Raw genomic sequence first — 16,787 nt, 5'->3', positions numbered from 1 at the left:
AGCTTTAAAGTCTCTGAGAAAATGAAGATTAAGGATTATACAGAATTAGACCCAAAGAATCCACTTAGGATTCAGTTTGAGTGCTTGGTCATTACGCTTATTGCGATGACTTATGAGCCCCATGAACAAATTCAGTTTTATGGAGAAGGTACCATTCCAGGGGATGAAATGCTGCTTGACTTTGATGATTATTATTCGGCTATCAAAGAACGAATGCTTGAGGAGGAATTGATTTCTGAAAAAAGCAGGAATATCCTTGATGAAATCGGCGCTTTAAGCGTAAAATGGTCAAGCGAGAAAGACCCTGAGTTTTGGAAAGATTTGGAGAAATATCGAGAAGATTGGAACCCGCTACGCAAACTCGCTCTATCCGCTTTAAAAGCAATGAAAATGGAGGGTTTTATGGTAAAAACTCACTTTAGTAAGGGTCGTAATTTTAAAACCTATTCCCTGCACAAGAATTGATGCCTTTATGCCAATTTTGGAGAAATACAATTAAGTCCATGGTCGGGAGTTCTGTTTCTAAATCTTTGACCAATACTCACACCCTGATGCCAATTGCTTAATGCCCCGATATCTAAAACTGCTGGTCTTATTCCTTTTGGGCTCCTGCACTAATCAATTTCTTTATTTGGATGATTTCAAGTCTAGACCATCCGAAAGCAATAAAAGCCAGAAGATTCATGATCAAATCAGGATCGCCCTACCCGAGTCCTATCAAGTTTATCCTGAAAAATTTGATTCTGAAAACATAGAATTCAGTTTAATGCTTCAGGCTCCATCATCCTTAAAGGATAGTTTGGAATATATTCAGATTCAAAGAATTAAGAGCTTCAATAGTTCGATATCTCTAGGTTCGGAGTATAAATATGCGCTGCGAAGCCTCCAAAGTGGGTACTTTCCTGTAGAGATTTTAGAATCTGGCCCCACTGATATTTTGAAATATGAAGCTTACTTTATTCATAGCCAAGTACTAAAGAAAGGGAGTGAGAAAAGCCGAGTCATCACCTTTATTTTGAATACGGAAAATGACACTTGCTTTTATTATTTAAGTGCTGTGGCAAGGGAGAATGATAGTTTAGAGGCCAGAATGTCCGCGCTGATTCATTCACTGAAATCCTTAGAAATCATTCCACTGAAAAATTAGCTTATAGATTCGCGCATTTACTCTTTCGGAAACAGATAATTGCTCTTAAACAAGGACAACTGAAGAATTAAAATTTAGTCTAAAAGGATAGAAAAAGATTAGAAGTGAAATACCTCAGCATCTTTGTCAATTCAATAAACATCGGCAGTGGGTCAGAAGGAAATCCTTAATCCTGCTTCCATTGCCTCTTTTATCTCTAGCTAAATATCTTGCTTATGATCTTCGCCCAATACCTACTCAGCTTATTACTTAGCCTATCCGCTACTAATTCAAATGATCTTGCAATTAGCTCCCCTAAAAACCCTGAGTTAAGCCTCGAAATTATCCCTCATACATACGCCGATAACTTTAATCCGGCATCCATCTCACTTTATTATCCAGAACGACAAAAATTTCATGTTCTCCTGACCAACAAGGGTGAAAAACCTATTCGGATTTGGAAGGAATGGTGCTCTTGGGGTTATTTTTCCCTTTCTTTTAAGATCGAATTAGCCGATGGTAAAATTCTCTATCCTAAAAAACAAAGGACTGACTGGGATAAGAACTTCCCGGATTGGATGGAAATACCGCCCCATGGCCATGCTGTTTTTGAGGTGAACTTTGCTAATGACTCTAGTCAGCCAGAATATTGGACTGATTCCCCCTTAAGCCTCCCTGTCACTCCAATAACTTGCAAAATGACGGCTCTTTTTGAAATTAGCAAAAGTTCAGAAGCCAAAGAGTACAAGGTTTGGACAGGCAGTATTGAGTCGAAAAGCGAAGAAATTATTTTATACCATTAAAGACTTTTTTGATTAGAATCCAGAAAAATGCGCCCAAGCTTATTCTGGCAAAAAAATTGCTACCATCCTGAACCCAAAAAACACCAATCACCAAAGCAAAGAGCTATTTAAACAGTTCCAGCCATCAAACATTCCTCCATGCGCATTGCCCTAAAAATTATAAGCTTAGTCCTGGTCCTAGCCGCTTGTTCTACTAAGAAGTCGCAAATCCAAACTGTGGTGCACTTGAACTCCAGAATTGAAGGTGATCAATTTATAGATAGCTTAATCAGCAATGGCACCGACAGCCTAATCGCCTATTATAGCGGATGCAGCGATTGCTCTCGAAATTTCAACCGACAATATGCTATCTACTGGTATTCCGAAGGGCATTGGAATTTGCGGAAATTCACCTCTAAAGCTCGCTATCAAACTTTGAAAGATTATGAGCCGCCAATGGCCTATCTAATGGCAAATCGAAAGAGCATCGCCGATAGCAGTCTGAACTCCTCCAATTATGTTTTAAGTGCCTATGCCTTTGAGCTGATTCGGATCCAATTCGCAAGTCAGTCCATCGAATATAGGATTAAGGACTATGAACGATTAGGGAATGAAGAACATCCTAAAGTGCAGCTCATCGATCAAATGCGCAGCGCTCTACAAAAGATCCCTTCAGAAAGCTGGAAGTCTGGAATGGAATAAATGCCTAGTCTTCTAAATCATTTACGATATTAGAGGACGAGATCTGCAATCTACCCATGAACCCTTCCCTTAAGCTCCAAATCCTCGTAATCGTCTGCTTGCCTTTCAGCCTTTGGTCACAGGCTAATTTTGAACCCTATCCCATCTCTGAGCAGCATTTAGAGCGAACTCAAACCTATTGGTCCGACCCTAGTTATTGTTCCTGGTATTTGGATAAAAGCTTAGTGGGTCCAGATGAAAGTTTGGAATTAGTGCAGTTGAATGGAATATATCAATTGCAGTATAAGCGCATTGAAAGGGATACTATTTTAAGCATTAGCAAAGCGATTGATACAAGCCTGGCGAAAAGCCTACATAGGCTATTTGTAATTGCCCTTTTGCATGTAGAATACCGTCCTACAAATACGGGTTATAAGGATGGCAGTCATCAATATCTTCGTTGCAGCTTTTGGGGACACCATGGAGATCTCTTTGGCTATACTTATCAAGCAGATCATGGAAACCTCGAAAGATTCAGCCTACTAATGCAAGAGTTAATTGCCCTTTGCTTGGAATCGAGAAAGCATAAGAGCAAAACGGAATTACAAGCAGATTTAGATGAACTGGCCAATCAAATGAACTCCCGAAATTTGATCCGGGTGGATGAAGAATCGGAGAATATCTTTAATCCTGATTATCAATTTTTTGAGAATGATTAAAAGCTTGATCACTCCAAAAAACAGTTTTTACAATGAGTACCGGACTTTGGTGATTTCTAATTTGCCCTCCCCTTTTGGGGTCTGCTTATATGCTAATCAGGATGAAACGATGTTTTCCTTTGTGGCAGATTCAGGTGCTTCGGCACAGGACTCATTTCATTAAAGCCTAAAATTCAGACAGAAAAGAATGAACCCCAATAGGATTTCCAGAATTAAGAATAATGTGCAGGATCGCAATAGCAAAGCGTGGTTAAAGCTTTGTTCCTATGTGGAAGAGTTGGCAAAATCGGGAGGCAGCGTTTTTGATCCCCGGGAAGCACTGGGTGATGAGCTGTATCTACAAATTCAGGAATTACCGGAATCCATCGGTCAACTTAAGCAAGTTCGCCAAATTGAACTCTATGGCAGTAAACTGGTACGAATACCTCCAGAAATAGGTCAAATGGAAGCATTGGAAGAAATTGACCTCTATACCTCTTATGACCTGAAATGGCTGCCATTTGAAATAAGTCATTGCAAGAATTTGAAGAAAAGTCGCATAAGCACCCGGGCCCTATACGGCAATATTAAAAACCGCAAAGGCTTCCCTCGTTTAGACCATAATCCTGTGCGATATCAAGGCGAAAAACTTCATTGCAGTGTCTGTGCGCAAGAAATTAGCTACGAGACTAGTTATCAAATGTGGATTTCAATTAATGTAGCTACAGATGTAATGCCCTTACTAGTGATGCTCTGCTCCAAAGAATGTGAGTTGAAATTACCGCAAGGAGCAGAATATCACATTGCTGAAGCACATCGGGGTGGTGCCGATTTAAAACAAAAACCAGCTTAAATTAATAGCTTGAATGGAGCAGGAAGAACTCAAGGAGAAGCACAGTTTTATTAGGGATAGTTTGTTTAGGTCTAAAATGCTGGCTTTAAGCGGAATTCGCTTATATAAGAATCTGAAAGCTCCTCTTCCCAAATTTCAAGACGACAATCAGCTTTGCAATGCTCCGATCCTTGCAATTTCTGAAAGTGAACTTTGGAACCCTAATGACAATGCTAAAAATTGGATTTTAACCGCCGGAAAGATTGAGAATCTGCGTATTGCCAGTCAGCTACTCGATGGCATTGAGGTGAAGGCCAATCAAGTATTTAGTTTTTGGAAGCATTTGGGCAATCCTAATTTTGGCAAAGGCTATGTTATAGGTAGAGAAATTAGAGAAGGCTGTGTGGTTCCTACCATTGCCGGAGGCTTATGTCAGCTCTCCAATGCCTTGTACGATGCAGCCCTTAAAGCGAATCTGGATATTGTTGAGCGCCATCGACATACCAAGGTCATCAAGGGTTCCTTAGCTGAAAAAGATCGCGATGCCACGGTTAAGTGGAATTATATTGACCTCCGTTTTAAAGCCCCCTTTGATTTTAGAATTGAAGTGAAGCTAACAGCTGATAAGCTCATTGTGAGCTTTAAAAGCGCTGAGGCTTCAGTTGAAAGCAATGCTAAAAGAACCGCGCTACGCCATAGTTCGCTAATTAACGATTGCTACTCTTGCGGCAATGTGGCATGCTTTAAACATCCTAAGCAAGAACCAGAAAAAGCTGAAACTGCCAGTAGCTGTTTCATCCTGGATGAGCGATGGCCGGAATTCGACCAGTATATTCAATCCATAAAAAGAGAATCCGATAGTTTTATTCTTCCCCTCGCCCCAAACAAAGTAGTTTCTAGTGATCGATATAAATGGCGGGCGGCTCAAAACCATAAAAAAACAAGGTATAACAGTTTAGCGAGCATTGCTCGGGCTGTACAGTTACGCCGGGCGGCAAAATACGGATCAAGCAATATTTTTGAACTGCAATTGAAATGGGATCAAAAACTAGCTAGAAAGGCGGCGGCTAAAATCCCCATCGATTCCCAACATTTGGTGATCAGTCAAAATTTGCTTCCCTTCCTCTATAAAAGCGGAGCTTTGGGCGGTGGAACTTATGATGTACTGATGACCCGACTCCCCATGGAAAGCCTGCATGCAAAGCTGGACCGGGCCTTCGCCAAACATCCTGGAAGTCCCACTTTAAAAGACTTTCGTGCTCCCTCCTACCTTATCGATTGGGAAAACAAGGCGCTTAATCGCGCTCGAAAAATTATAAGCCCACATCAGGAAATAGTGAATCTTTTTAGTGCTAAAGCTTCGCCTTTAAACTGGCAGCATGATCCAATTGCCACTGATAAACCCAAAGGGAGGAAGATTTTATTTCCAGCATCGGCGCTTGGCCGCAAAGGAGCTTATGAAATGAAGGAGATTGCCAGCGAACTCAATCTAGAATTCATGGTATCGGGTCGAAGTATAGAGGCTGCTAATTTCTGGGATGGATTGAATACTCAGAGTTTTGACGGTGATTACGATCAAATAGGATTGATTATTTACCCCACCTATATCGAACATCAACCTCGAACTATCCTCAAGGCCATCGCCAAAGGTATTCCAATCATAACGACCACAGCTTGTGGAATCAAAGCTTCGGAGCAAGTGCAAGTTCTTAGTGCCGGTGATAGAGCTGGGCTATTGCATGCTGTGCAAGGCTATCTGAATACCTAAGGACTAAGGGAAATATTCCTCATTTACTTTTTAATTAGTCAAAGCCTAAGTATGCTGGCCTGCGACCCCCAATGTTTCGGACAATTTTTGGTTGATTTATAGTTTACTCATGTTGTTTTTAGGCAGCATTTTCATGTATCTGCTTTGCTAAAAAATAACTGTCTTCGCCATTTAACTCACTAACAGTTCCGTCCTCATTGACATATACATATTCAAACCCGGCCTCTTTCGATCTCAATGGCCTATAGTATCTGAAATAAACTAGGAGTCCGACGCCAAAAAGCAATCCAATTAAGATGTAGTATACTGTCAATATATTTAGGTTAAGGGATTGGCGATAAGCACCTTACATCAAACTAAAATTAGCCCTGGCTATTGGTACTCCCTCTGCTATTTATTCGTCATTTTCGAGATTTCCATGCCGACTGCAGTCAAAGAGTAAACATCCACAATACTCCACCAAAAGAAATCCTAATAAATCTGATTGGGGTTTTTTCATACCCCTTTCCAGTGTATCAGTTAAAGCCGCTACCTCACTTTTAAATTCATTAAGACCTTCGCTTTTTTCTGCTGTTGAGAAATCAGCCCATCGTTCATGATCACCTTCTATTTCTGCAATCCAATCGATTCTTCTATTTAGGTTTCGAGTGATTTCCTTACGCCATAAATCTGAATCACTTAAGAAAAGGGAATACGAAAGTTCAGGCCATTCAAATAAGTCAATTCTATCAATTCCTTGCTCAAGCAGGCAGGCAGTCGCCAATGAATAATCCTCCAGTAAATAGAAAAGAAAAGCAATTTCATAGCCGCTTACAATCTTATGGCAGCTTATCTCAGCCTTCAGCCTCTCAGCAATTGATTTCAATTGATCTAATCTATCAGTCTTGAAACAAGCTAAAGCCAAGTTGAAAAGACTTACACTTTCTAAATCATCCGCCTGGGCTGAAATGTCAAATAGTTCATAAGCTAAGTGATAGTCTTGAAGCTGAAAATAACAGTAAGCAAGGTCATGAGTGAATTCTCTGCGTTTTTCAATCTTATTTGCCTTTTCAAAATATGGAATTGCTTCTCGATATCGCTTTTGATCTAAGAGCATATAGCCGTATAGAGAATAGGGATAATAAGACTTTGGATTGAGTTGAATACACTCATTTTGCACCTTAAGGGCTTGGTTTACAGCAGAACTTTCATTCCAATCTCCTTCAAATTCAGCCCTTTCAAAGTAGAGGAACCAAGCGAAATTGTGCGTTGATTTAACGGTCTTCTTCAGAGTGTAAGCTCTTTTAAAGAAGTCATAATCTTCCTTATCAGATTTTTGTTCGTAATTCTCAAAGTATCCAATAGCCACTTTATTTATCAGGTCTAGATTAGTGGGGTCTTTTTCTAAATCTGCTATTAATGACTTAAGCTCTTTGGCTGAGATTGCGGTCATTCTTCTTGTATTAATTAAGAATCGAATTGCAATTTCGATTCAATTAGAATTGCAATTTCGATTCAATTTTCAATTCTTATTCGATCTAATAAGTAAAGCTGCCAAGTAATTAATTCCCTTTGATTTCAATTTTTCCCTCCACCCAATCTGGTAAATAAAGACTGATACCCGTTTTAGCTTCAATGGCTATCAATTTATTTCTTAGTTCAACCGAGCCTAAGCCAATGGCGTTTCTGGCTTTGTTAATTCGGGAAATATTGGATCTCTTGGGCGGTACCAGATAGCCATAGGGCGAATCCTCCCCTTCAGATAGTATTGTTCCCTTCCAATCTTCCGGCAAAGCCATTTCATAGGGCGATATATAGCCCAGTTTTAAGTATTGCTTCAGTTTTGGCTTGATGAAATCAAATAGGGAATCCGTTTTAACATATTCCAGGCCCTGGGAATTATGATGACTCAATATCGTGGATACCCAGAAATCATTCCCTATTAGATACTCCCCGGGGTAGCCCTTCGTTTCCAGAATCTCCAAAAGCTTAGCTAATTGTACTTCGCTATGCCTTGGGAAATTCTCCGCTATGAATTTCTCTTGTTCTTGCTCATCTTCAATTATGTAAGCCTCATAGGCAAGTTCTTGATCCTTTTCAAACATGGCCTGAACTCTGGCTCTAAGGCTTACATCTATTCTATTTAGGAATTGACTACGCAGGTCCTCATATTGGTCTTCAATGGATTTCCAGTCTGCAGCCAAAAGATGCTGATTTAAGAATTTATGCTCTTTGAACTCAGTCCATTCCCAGCCATTGGCAATTGCTTTTTTAAGGTAGAGCAAGCCTTTTTCCTTATCTCCAATCAGGAAGGAAATTTGAGCCGCTATTTTATAATCACGCAGAAAAATGAAATCATAGTCGGCAAACAAGTCTTCATACTGAGTCAAAGCTGCTTGATAATTTTCCTGACTAATTAGTTCTTCCGCTTCTATAATCCTTGCATGATAGATCCTGTAATCAGTATCCTTTTGGGTACTGCCCTCGCAAGCGGTTAAAGCGTAGATAAAGCCTAATACACTAATTAAGGATCTGATTTTCATTTCTCAGGAAATTATATGCCAGTAGTAAATCAAGTCTATTGATCTTAGGGCTTACCGTTAGACCATTTTTTCACTCATGTCAAATCATTAAATCAGCATATTTAAACTGGTAGTTCAATAAACTTTTTAATTTTTCAGAGCTAATAATTTTGTACTCATTATTTGAATTTTCATCAAATGAAATTGACTCAAGTCCAATCTTCCTAGATTCTTTAAGGTAAAAATCTCGTCTGCTTGGGTGATCAGCTGCACAGGCATTTAGTACTTCAGCCCACAGGTTCTTCATAATAATTTGCTCAATGATTTCTATGCAATCATCTCTATGTATCAAATTCACATAGCCTTGAGGGTTTTCAATAATAGGTTTTTGTTTAATAAACAATCCTGGTTTTCGGTCATAGCCAAACAAACCTCCAAACCTCAAAACAGTCGTCTTAAATGAAGGATTTGAAGTGAATAATTTTTCTATTTCAACAAGAGGTTTATTTAAAGTATTACAATTTTCATCTACTATCCCATTTGTGTATGGATAAACCGAAGTTGAACTAATGAAAATGACCTTTTGCACCTGAGACTTTTCAATATATTTCACCAGTGTTTTAAAGTGGTCAACACTTTTCGAAGTAATTGCGATTATTAAAAGGTCGGAATTCAAAAACTCATGTATAACAGAATCTATCGAAGCTATATCGATAAGATATGGGCTGATTCCGTAATCAGAAAGTTCCTTTATTCTGTCCTTAGATGTAGTTGAACCACTGACATCATAGCCTTTGTTAAGCAGGTCATTGGCTAATGCTAAACCAAGCCAGCCACATCCTAATATGCTAATCTTTTGATTCATTTATATTCCTTACGATACAAGGGTTTGAGTAGAGTTCGTTGCAATTTCGCTCCTTTCATTTTCAATCCAGAGGCCTTTACTGCGGTTTTGGGTTGCTTATAGGCAGTTTATACAGGACTAATAGACCAGCTATAATGATCAAATTTTTAATGATGTACTGACCTAATAAGGTGAGTTGTAGTGGAATATTACCGAATACCTGATCCCTAAAGAATAGCAAAGGGAAAAAGGTGAAAGTCATGTGTATTAAGGCCAGAATAATGGCTGTTCTCCTGAAAATATTCAATAGAAATAGAAGGCCCACCAGCGATTCCCAAGTCGCAAGAAGGATTATCGATAGCCTAGGAGAGATCAAATTAAAAGTCAGCAAGCCTATTGTGTTTTGAGCCAAATCCTCTGCAGGACTAAGATTTGGAAAGTACTTCAAGATTCCGAACCAGAGATATATAAGGCCAATACTGATAGCCAGGATGAGATTCGGGGATAGTTTAAGTTTCAGGTTCAATTTGAAAGTTTAATAATTAAAAGTGTAGATGGCTAAAGAGGTATAGGAGCGATTCCTTAGCTCCAAAGCCATCAAGTGTTAGTCCTATTTATACTCAAAGCTGTATTCAGTAGTATCTTCACCAAGCTGCACTATTTTTGTGATTAGTCCAGTTTCGGCTCTGTAAATCTTAGTAGTCCATTGGAGGCCACGTCTTTTATGAAGGAGTTCGATCATTTGCCAGTTCTTGTTAAAGAAGGCAATCCATTCTTCAGTGTGATCTTTGACAAGCCTACCATTCTTAAAATGATAATTAAAAGTAGTTTCCTTGAAATTCGAAGAATCTACGATACTCACTAAACTATCTTGGATCTTAGCCTCTTTATCATAACTAATCCAATCTGTACCCCGGTAGAAAACCTTAGTGGTTTGAACCTCTGGCTGCTCCGACTTTGAATTACCACTAAAATTATAAGTGATTTCCGAAATCAGCTGGTTTTCATCATACTGATAGCTTATTAGCTTACTCAAAGTAGAATAGTAAAATAAGTGGCTTATCAACTTATTATTGAGGTCATATATAAAACATTCCGATAGCTTTTCCTGGAATTTAATTGAGCTTTCACCAAAGTCTGATCTTTCTGTTTTTTTCAGCAATCTACCTTCGGTATCATAATAATAAGTGCTTATACTTCTTCCATTTATGGAAGAATCACTTTGAGGGTGATAAGCTGTTGGAAATGAAAATGTCTTGATTCTCCCCTCTTTATCAAATGAATATTTTTGAGGATAATTGGCTGCAGACTCACACTTTATTATGCATGAATCAATTTGGGCTTCCTTGATAAGCTCTGCTGGAAAATCAGAATCTGATTGGCCATAAACTAAACTGCTTAGCAGACCCAGGATAATTAGAGCTTTGATTCTTAGCATAGTTCTTTTTCCATAGCACAAATAAGCCTTTAATAAAGACTCGTCACAATTTAGCTCCTTTCATTTTCTTCATAGTCGACCAAGGCCTTCTATGGGCACATTCCCCAAAACTATGTAGAGACACCAGAGAGAATATAATTTTAGATCTAAGATCTTCATTTTAAGACTTCAAGCCCTATTTATTTAGACCCTATCAGGTCTTCTTCTTTTTTATTCTCCCTCCTTCCAGGTCGAGAGTTCCTTCCAATCTTTCAAAATCGAATGGGCTCGTTCAATGTCAATAATACTATAGTCTGAGTGAAGCTTATTATTGTCATCTAAACCAGTACCACAATACCAATATCCCTTTTTCTCGGCCCCTTCATTTAAGCTGACCATTTCTTTTTGATGGTCCAGGCTGTCTAAATAAGCTGCGATTTTATTTCGGCTAAAGTCAAACTTAATGGCTAATTCAGCTGATTTTGATCCTTTCAGATCCCTCTTATAGTGGTCAAATTCAAAAAGGACCCGGTTTTTCCAAAACCATCTGCTCTGTACATAACATATTCTTTTATAGTAGCTTGGATTAGTTTGAGCTTTAGGAGACCAATATTCACAAAGGAATTTTTCATCCTCCAACCAGAGTCTCCATGGGGCTATGTCTTCCAATTCTGAAATACTGTAATTCCCGTATCCAATAAGTTCTGTGCTGTCCAGATGCCAATTTCCCGCCATTTGTTGCAGTCCCATTTCAGCTCTCTGTCCATTTAAAGGCATTCGATATCCTTCTAAAAATAGCTCTGAAATTGATCCGGCAACAATTAGGTAAGTCATTAATAGTCCGGTAATTAGGAAAAGGATGAGTTTAATTATTCGCATTATGATCTTGGTGCCTCGATTTGGATTCTACTTCAATCTTATTACTATTCTCCTGTTCTGAGGCTCAATGTCAATCCAATTCATAGAGTCTGAACTTGGAATGCAGTCTAGCATTTCAGCTCCTTTCGCACATCTACCCAAGGCGGATTGACCAAGTCGGATAGTCATTTCATACTCATCTTGTCCGTCTTTTCCTATCCAAGCTTTAGTCACAATTTGCCTGGTTTCCTGCACACTTTTCTTTGTCAATTGGTCGGGAATAGGATCCCAAGAAACTCCATCACACCAAAAACCCTTGAGATCTTGTCGATCAGAATTTCCAAAGCTCCGTCCAAGCTGATATTCTAAGTGAGTACAAAAGTTCTCATTAAACTGAATCGTATTGTCGGTTTTGGGGTCCTTCATTTTATATCTATACTCAAAGGGTTTGCTTTTGATTAAGGCGATTTAGCTGCATTCATTTACAATTCAAAACCCTTTCCATCTGGGCGATAAATAGGAAAGCGAATACACCAGGGGCAGCCTTGCCGGTAGACCTTTAGCTCTTATACTCTAAAAGCTGCCTTGGGCACCGTCCTTTATCTTTCTATTCTCTTGTTTTCTGGAATGTTTATTATACCTGATCCTTCAACAAGCCACTTTTCATTTACTAATTTCACTTTTAAGGTCAGCTTAAAATCTGGCCAATCTTTTCCCTTCACCGTCAAATATTCCGAGTCAGTTGTATCAAGCACAAATTCATCTGGACTGTCTTGAGCATCAAGAATGGGATCAAAGCCTAAGCCGTACTCTGGATCAGCTCTTTCGGCTTCATCTATTATTCTTTTCAGTTCATTCTTAAAACCAAGGGTCACATCATTTCGTTGGTCCAACCATTCGAAATAAGCAAGTTCAGACTTTGGGCCATTTATAAAGTCGAGGTAGTCATTTATAAACTTAAGTGCCGCTTCAAAATTTGGTTCTGATTGCTGAGTTTTTGCCGCTTCGGAACTTTCATTTTTTGAGCCGGTAGTTTGACAACTAAACATTGTTAAGACAACAAAGAGTATCGCTAAGTTTCTCAATTTCATTTTGTGATTTGGAATAAGGTTTTGGTTAGACGTCAAATCCCGAAGGGCTTTGCGCAGGAACTTTTCTGAGGTTTTGTCTTTTTTTTATTTCGTATTCAAATTCAAGAACTTTTAAATTCCACAAAGTCAAAGTTTGAATCGCTGTAATTTTATCTTGAATAGTTTTTACGACCAATTTATCTCTGAAGGACTTGATAAATTTAGTCCATAATTGACCTTTTGAATCCCTTAGTAAGAAGTAAAAACCGCTATCTCCTATTCTTTTGCCAGATGAATCCAAAATGAGCTCTCCATTTTCACCAACACGAGGACTTAGCAGTACCGTGGCGCTTCCATTTGGTAAAGGGAAAATTGCTTTAATGCAAATCTGTTGATTGGGTAATGTGCATGTTTCATAAACTCCCGAGTACACCATTTGACCAGTCGATTTAAAAGTCCTTAGCCAAACTGTTCTTTTAACATCGTTGGTCTTGATATCGACTAGTTTTAGGATTTCGTTTGTAAGGCCAGAAGCATCTTTTAAGTTTTCAATTGGAACATTCAATTGTTCAATTCTATTACTGAAGACTCTTTTTAGTACGGTTCCGAAAACTTTAAAGATTGGATTCCATTTCACCTTCAAAAGCAGGTCATAATTTGCTGTGTTTTCATAAAAGTCGATTACATCTAAAGAAAGCCTGCTTAGTTCTTCCTCTGATAGTCCTAGGTCCCTAATTGAATTCAGTAATCCCTTTTTTTCTCTTTGATCATCAATCACTAAGTCTTCATCCTTAACCAAGTGCTTGATGAATTTCAACCCTATTCCTTTTGTACCACCAAATGGGCCAATAAGCCATTGGTATGCTGCCTCGTCAATTCTTTCTCCAGTTAGAATAACCCATTGTTGGCTAATCCAGTCTTGGATACTTTGATTTTTCTTAGCTACTCCCATCTCCCTAAATAGGATTTAATTGTTGGGAAGAAAATTTGATTGACCTTTCCATGTTCCATACTCGGCTATTGGCTTAAATCGAAGAGTGCTAAACTCAAAATGAAAGTCTTTTCTTTCTCGCTCTTTCATTGCATTTGAGTGCCTTTTCGGTCTTTCGACCTTACTATGACCATGAACCATATCAGTCATTTCCTTTTCAGTTTTCCAAATTGAAAAAGTTGATACCGTATTGGGAAATTTAACTGAGGCTAAGGAAAGAGTAGTTCCCGGATGGTCTCTAACCAGTTTTTCAACCGGTCTACCCCAATGTATAAACCTAGGAACTGCTAAAGGCTTCATTCTTGCCAAGGTTACAGCAACCACTGGTGAATTTGAACTTTCTAATTGGGCCTTATCATTTGGAATCTTAAATCCACTAAACTTTCCCCATTCTCGAACAAAAGACAAGCGTACATGCCACGCTTTGGCTAAGGTTCTTCCAAAGCGGTCTTGTTCTAAAAAGTTTTCAAGGGCCTTTTCATTTTCCCATTGCATAAATAGGGCTACTTGACCTATTAAAACTCTGGAGGGTGAAAGAATTGGAGAACCTAGAGTCATTGCCGTCATGGTTTCCGAATGAATAAGTCCTTCTGTATTTTCAGAAATGGGATTCGAGAATATTCCTTTTAAGGCAACAAAAAAAGGAAGTTCGACTAAATGATAAGAGAAAATGCTCATTTAGATTTAATTGAATCATTAGTTCTATTAGGTTCGGCAACGGCCCGGCTTTGAAACCTATTTCTGATGCAGGTGCTATCTAGAATTTTGAGGTTGCACTTTAGCTTTTCAATTATTGTCTGGAATTAACCCTGACCAAGACCCACTGCTTTCTCCCCAAGAATGAATGTTTTTCATCTTTTTCAATTCTACAAATTCTCCAGTCCAAGGATTAAAGGAATAAACATTGAATTTGTAAACAACACTCGAACGACCATTTTCCTTTAGGTCCTTAATCTCCTCTCTTAATTCAGCAATGTAGTATCTGAATTGTCCATTGTAAAATTCTGTTTTCCTAAACTTTTCCCAATTTAGATACTCAGTAACCTTATTGGGGTCGGTGGTCATTAGCCCATGCTCTTTGGCTGCTTCCATAGCTTTCACCTTGTCAATTTGAAAGGTTCTATTTTGGGACTTTACATTTTCAAAACCAGAGTTATTCCAATAGCCACGAGTAGGTTGGTAATTCCCAACTGAGTCCAATTGTATTCCTATCATTTCTGGATACCAATTAGATTCTCCAATTTTCACGCTATATCTGAACACGAATTTTGTAGGCTTTCTTTCAATTGGTTCAATCCAAGTGCCTACATATCCTTGATCATCATAAAAATTACAGTTGAAATCAAAACGAACATGCTTGTTAAAAAACTCGCGGCTGTAGGTTGAAATGATTAAGCTGTCTGCCTTTGATTTCATTTGCTCTACCAGGTCGTGATAAGGATAAAAGTCTTTGTTTACAATACAGCTTGCTTGATCATAGTCACGGGTGTAAAGCAGATCTCCTTTAAAATTGTATTCTCGCCACACACCAAGTGCTTGGTCATCTTTGGTTTTCCAGCCTTCAGTGTTCAATCTTGTGGTGTCATCAATGAAATGCACACTATACCAGACGGAGTCCTTTTCCTTGTACGTCTCTTCGTAAATATGATATTCTGAATTTCGGATTATTTCAATGTAGGACGAATCTGTTTCAATATTCTGTTCACTGAATTGTCCAAAGCTTGTTAGGGAACTTAGAATTAGAAAAGTTGTTCCGATTGTTCTCATATTCATTTTAAGCTAAGGTTTATATACTCAAGACTATTTTAGCCATTTAATTTTTTCACGAATATGTCTATTGGAGTTTCGAATGAACCTAGTCTTTTAATAAAGTCCTTTTCCTCTTCGCTTAGTTCTCCTAGTCCGAGACCAATACCTGCTTGGACTTCACCATTATCCCCTTTATCATAAAATTCTACTGCTTCAATTTTAGCTCTTCTGCTTAGGCCTAGCATCTTTAGGTCAATAAACTGACCAATCTTAATCTCTCCTTTTGTTATTTCACCTAGAAGAAAAAATTGTCTTCCAGTGAGCTGAAAGGATCTTTCAAGTTTAAAACGCGCTAAAGCATTCTCATGCCAATTAAATCCACAACTTTTACATTGCCTGGCATAAGGCGTTCTTGCAAGTGAATTACATTTTGGACACCGATTGAAGTACAGCTTATCAGGATACTGATTCACTATCTTTTTAGCCACCCCCAGTTCAAACTCTTCATAAGCCTTCCCTAGTATTTCCTGATTTTCTACTTTTTCACTAGTCTCCGCTCTTTCATTTATTGCTTTCTGCAATTTTGGATCATCAGACTTGCTATGGGTATACATATGATACTTAAGCGTCAACCTATCATCCTGGGGCATTAAGTGGCTGAAATAATTGAGTATGTAATTGACTTCTTCTTTAGTCATTAATTCCATTTTGCTTTAAGGATCTCGTTAACTGTAAACTTCCCTAAAAATGAACTCATTAAAATAGTACGAACAGGTTCAATTGTTGCCCATGACAAAGCTTGCAAAGAGATCGAAACCACTGCCTGACCTATGCTTCATACCCTTTATTGGCATTGCTTAAGCTTTTTAGGATTTCGTTCATTTCAATGGTCCTTTGAGCTTCTGCTTTCGGCTTAAAAATCACTTCTGAGCCAAACCAGAGTTGATCTCCATGGTAATAAAACAGTCCCCATTGCAAGGCACTGTCGAAAACTAAAAGGTCCTCAGCGAAAAATATTCCTTCCCAATATTTTAGTATCATTTTCCAAGTCAACATTAGCGCATGTCCACTTCGGTCGTAATCAATGAAAACGTACTTTGAAAAGGGTATTCCTTTGTTATATAACCACTCTTTTATTTCAGTATCGCAATTTTCCGTGATCCGGAAATCTTCAATCCTTTTGAAATAATCATTAAATGGCTTAAAAGGAAAGCCTTTTGTCATTTTTGAACTTTCCAGAAACTGCTCAATCAGCACAGTCCCCTTTTCATTTAGGAAGTGAATCTGGTCCTTATGTTCAGTTGGAATTTTTCCTGCTTCTTCAGGCGACCCTAAAAATGACCAAACACTAGGAAATTCTTTCATCCAATATTGAGTCATTTGTTTTTCGAAGTCCTTCATTTTTTAATTACGCTAATAATAAATATGGTGTCGCGGTAATCATTGAAACAGTGCTATTTAGGGTCTACT

General features: G+C 38.4%; 19 protein-coding genes. 7 read left to right on the top strand and 12 right to left on the bottom strand.

Annotated elements, in window-relative coordinates; translation table 11 throughout:
• Positions 1-21: 21 nt before the first annotated feature.
• From H4K34_RS15985 to H4K34_RS15955, 7 genes are all read left to right on the top strand, one after another.
• Positions 22-465, top strand: coding sequence for a hypothetical protein (locus H4K34_RS15985; RefSeq protein WP_210758391.1), 444 nt, complete (start codon positions 22-24; stop codon positions 463-465).
• 100 nt (positions 466-565) lie between these two features.
• On the top strand, positions 566-1,147 hold the full coding sequence (locus H4K34_RS15980; RefSeq protein ID WP_210758390.1) for a hypothetical protein: 582 nt from the start codon (positions 566-568) through the stop codon (positions 1,145-1,147).
• Between the two features lie 215 nt (positions 1,148-1,362).
• Complete coding sequence (locus H4K34_RS15975; protein ID WP_210758389.1) at positions 1,363-1,929, top strand: hypothetical protein; 567 nt, start codon at positions 1,363-1,365, stop codon at positions 1,927-1,929.
• A gap of 138 nt (positions 1,930-2,067) precedes the next feature.
• Complete coding sequence (locus H4K34_RS15970; RefSeq protein WP_210758388.1) at positions 2,068-2,610, top strand: hypothetical protein; 543 nt, start codon at positions 2,068-2,070, stop codon at positions 2,608-2,610.
• A 56-nt stretch (positions 2,611-2,666) separates the two neighbouring features.
• Complete coding sequence (locus tag H4K34_RS15965; RefSeq protein WP_210758387.1) at positions 2,667-3,308, top strand: hypothetical protein; 642 nt, start codon at positions 2,667-2,669, stop codon at positions 3,306-3,308.
• A 187-nt stretch (positions 3,309-3,495) separates the two neighbouring features.
• Positions 3,496-4,140: a hypothetical protein gene (locus H4K34_RS15960; RefSeq protein WP_210758386.1), complete on the top strand. Its 645-nt coding sequence runs from the start codon at positions 3,496-3,498 to the stop codon at positions 4,138-4,140.
• A gap of 13 nt (positions 4,141-4,153) precedes the next feature.
• Positions 4,154-5,887, top strand: coding sequence for a VanW family protein (locus H4K34_RS15955; protein WP_210758385.1), 1,734 nt, complete (start codon positions 4,154-4,156; stop codon positions 5,885-5,887).
• 394 nt (positions 5,888-6,281) lie between these two features.
• On the opposite strand, the gene H4K34_RS15950 is transcribed toward H4K34_RS15955, so the two are convergent.
• The 12 genes from H4K34_RS15950 to H4K34_RS15895 form a co-directional block, all read right to left on the bottom strand.
• Positions 6,282-7,319 (bottom strand): tetratricopeptide repeat protein, encoded by a 1,038-nt coding sequence (locus H4K34_RS15950; protein WP_210758384.1) that lies wholly within the window; start codon positions 7,317-7,319, stop codon positions 6,282-6,284.
• Between the two features lie 109 nt (positions 7,320-7,428).
• On the bottom strand, positions 7,429-8,409 hold the full coding sequence (locus H4K34_RS15945) for a hypothetical protein (RefSeq protein WP_210758383.1): 981 nt from the start codon (positions 8,407-8,409) through the stop codon (positions 7,429-7,431).
• Between the two features lie 79 nt (positions 8,410-8,488).
• A complete protein-coding gene (locus H4K34_RS15940) occupies positions 8,489-9,253 on the bottom strand; it encodes an NAD(P)H-binding protein (RefSeq protein WP_210758382.1) in 765 nt (254 codons plus the stop codon).
• 589 nt (positions 9,254-9,842) lie between these two features.
• Positions 9,843-10,670 (bottom strand): hypothetical protein, encoded by an 828-nt coding sequence (locus H4K34_RS15935; RefSeq protein ID WP_210758381.1) that lies wholly within the window; start codon positions 10,668-10,670, stop codon positions 9,843-9,845.
• Between the two features lie 210 nt (positions 10,671-10,880).
• Complete coding sequence (locus tag H4K34_RS15930; RefSeq protein ID WP_210758380.1) at positions 10,881-11,528, bottom strand: hypothetical protein; 648 nt, start codon at positions 11,526-11,528, stop codon at positions 10,881-10,883.
• A 27-nt stretch (positions 11,529-11,555) separates the two neighbouring features.
• Positions 11,556-11,933 carry a hypothetical protein gene (locus tag H4K34_RS15925; protein ID WP_210758379.1) on the bottom strand — a complete coding sequence of 126 codons (378 nt, stop codon included), beginning with the start codon at positions 11,931-11,933 and terminating at the stop codon, positions 11,556-11,558.
• Between the two features lie 173 nt (positions 11,934-12,106).
• The gene (locus tag H4K34_RS15920; protein ID WP_246452141.1) at positions 12,107-12,598 is read right to left on the bottom strand and encodes a hypothetical protein; all 492 of its coding nucleotides are present in this window, start codon (positions 12,596-12,598) and stop codon (positions 12,107-12,109) included.
• 25 nt (positions 12,599-12,623) lie between these two features.
• Complete coding sequence (locus H4K34_RS15915; protein WP_210758378.1) at positions 12,624-13,529, bottom strand: hypothetical protein; 906 nt, start codon at positions 13,527-13,529, stop codon at positions 12,624-12,626.
• A gap of 15 nt (positions 13,530-13,544) precedes the next feature.
• Positions 13,545-14,246 carry a hypothetical protein gene (locus H4K34_RS15910; protein WP_210758377.1) on the bottom strand — a complete coding sequence of 234 codons (702 nt, stop codon included), beginning with the start codon at positions 14,244-14,246 and terminating at the stop codon, positions 13,545-13,547.
• A 108-nt stretch (positions 14,247-14,354) separates the two neighbouring features.
• Positions 14,355-15,341 carry a hypothetical protein gene (locus H4K34_RS15905; protein ID WP_210758376.1) on the bottom strand — a complete coding sequence of 329 codons (987 nt, stop codon included), beginning with the start codon at positions 15,339-15,341 and terminating at the stop codon, positions 14,355-14,357.
• A gap of 32 nt (positions 15,342-15,373) precedes the next feature.
• Positions 15,374-16,015, bottom strand: a complete 642-nt coding sequence (locus H4K34_RS15900; RefSeq protein ID WP_210758375.1) for a hypothetical protein — start codon at positions 16,013-16,015, stop codon at positions 15,374-15,376.
• Between the two features lie 130 nt (positions 16,016-16,145).
• Positions 16,146-16,718 (bottom strand): hypothetical protein, encoded by a 573-nt coding sequence (locus H4K34_RS15895; protein ID WP_210758374.1) that lies wholly within the window; start codon positions 16,716-16,718, stop codon positions 16,146-16,148.
• Between the last annotated feature and the right edge of the window lie 69 nt (positions 16,719-16,787).

Origin of the sequence: Croceimicrobium hydrocarbonivorans, assembly GCF_014524565.1 — a bacterium.
In the GTDB taxonomy this organism is placed as follows: domain Bacteria; phylum Bacteroidota; class Bacteroidia; order Flavobacteriales; family Schleiferiaceae; genus Croceimicrobium; species Croceimicrobium hydrocarbonivorans.
Note: the sequence above shows the minus strand (reverse complement) of the source record. Positions and strands in the feature narration are given on the sequence as shown.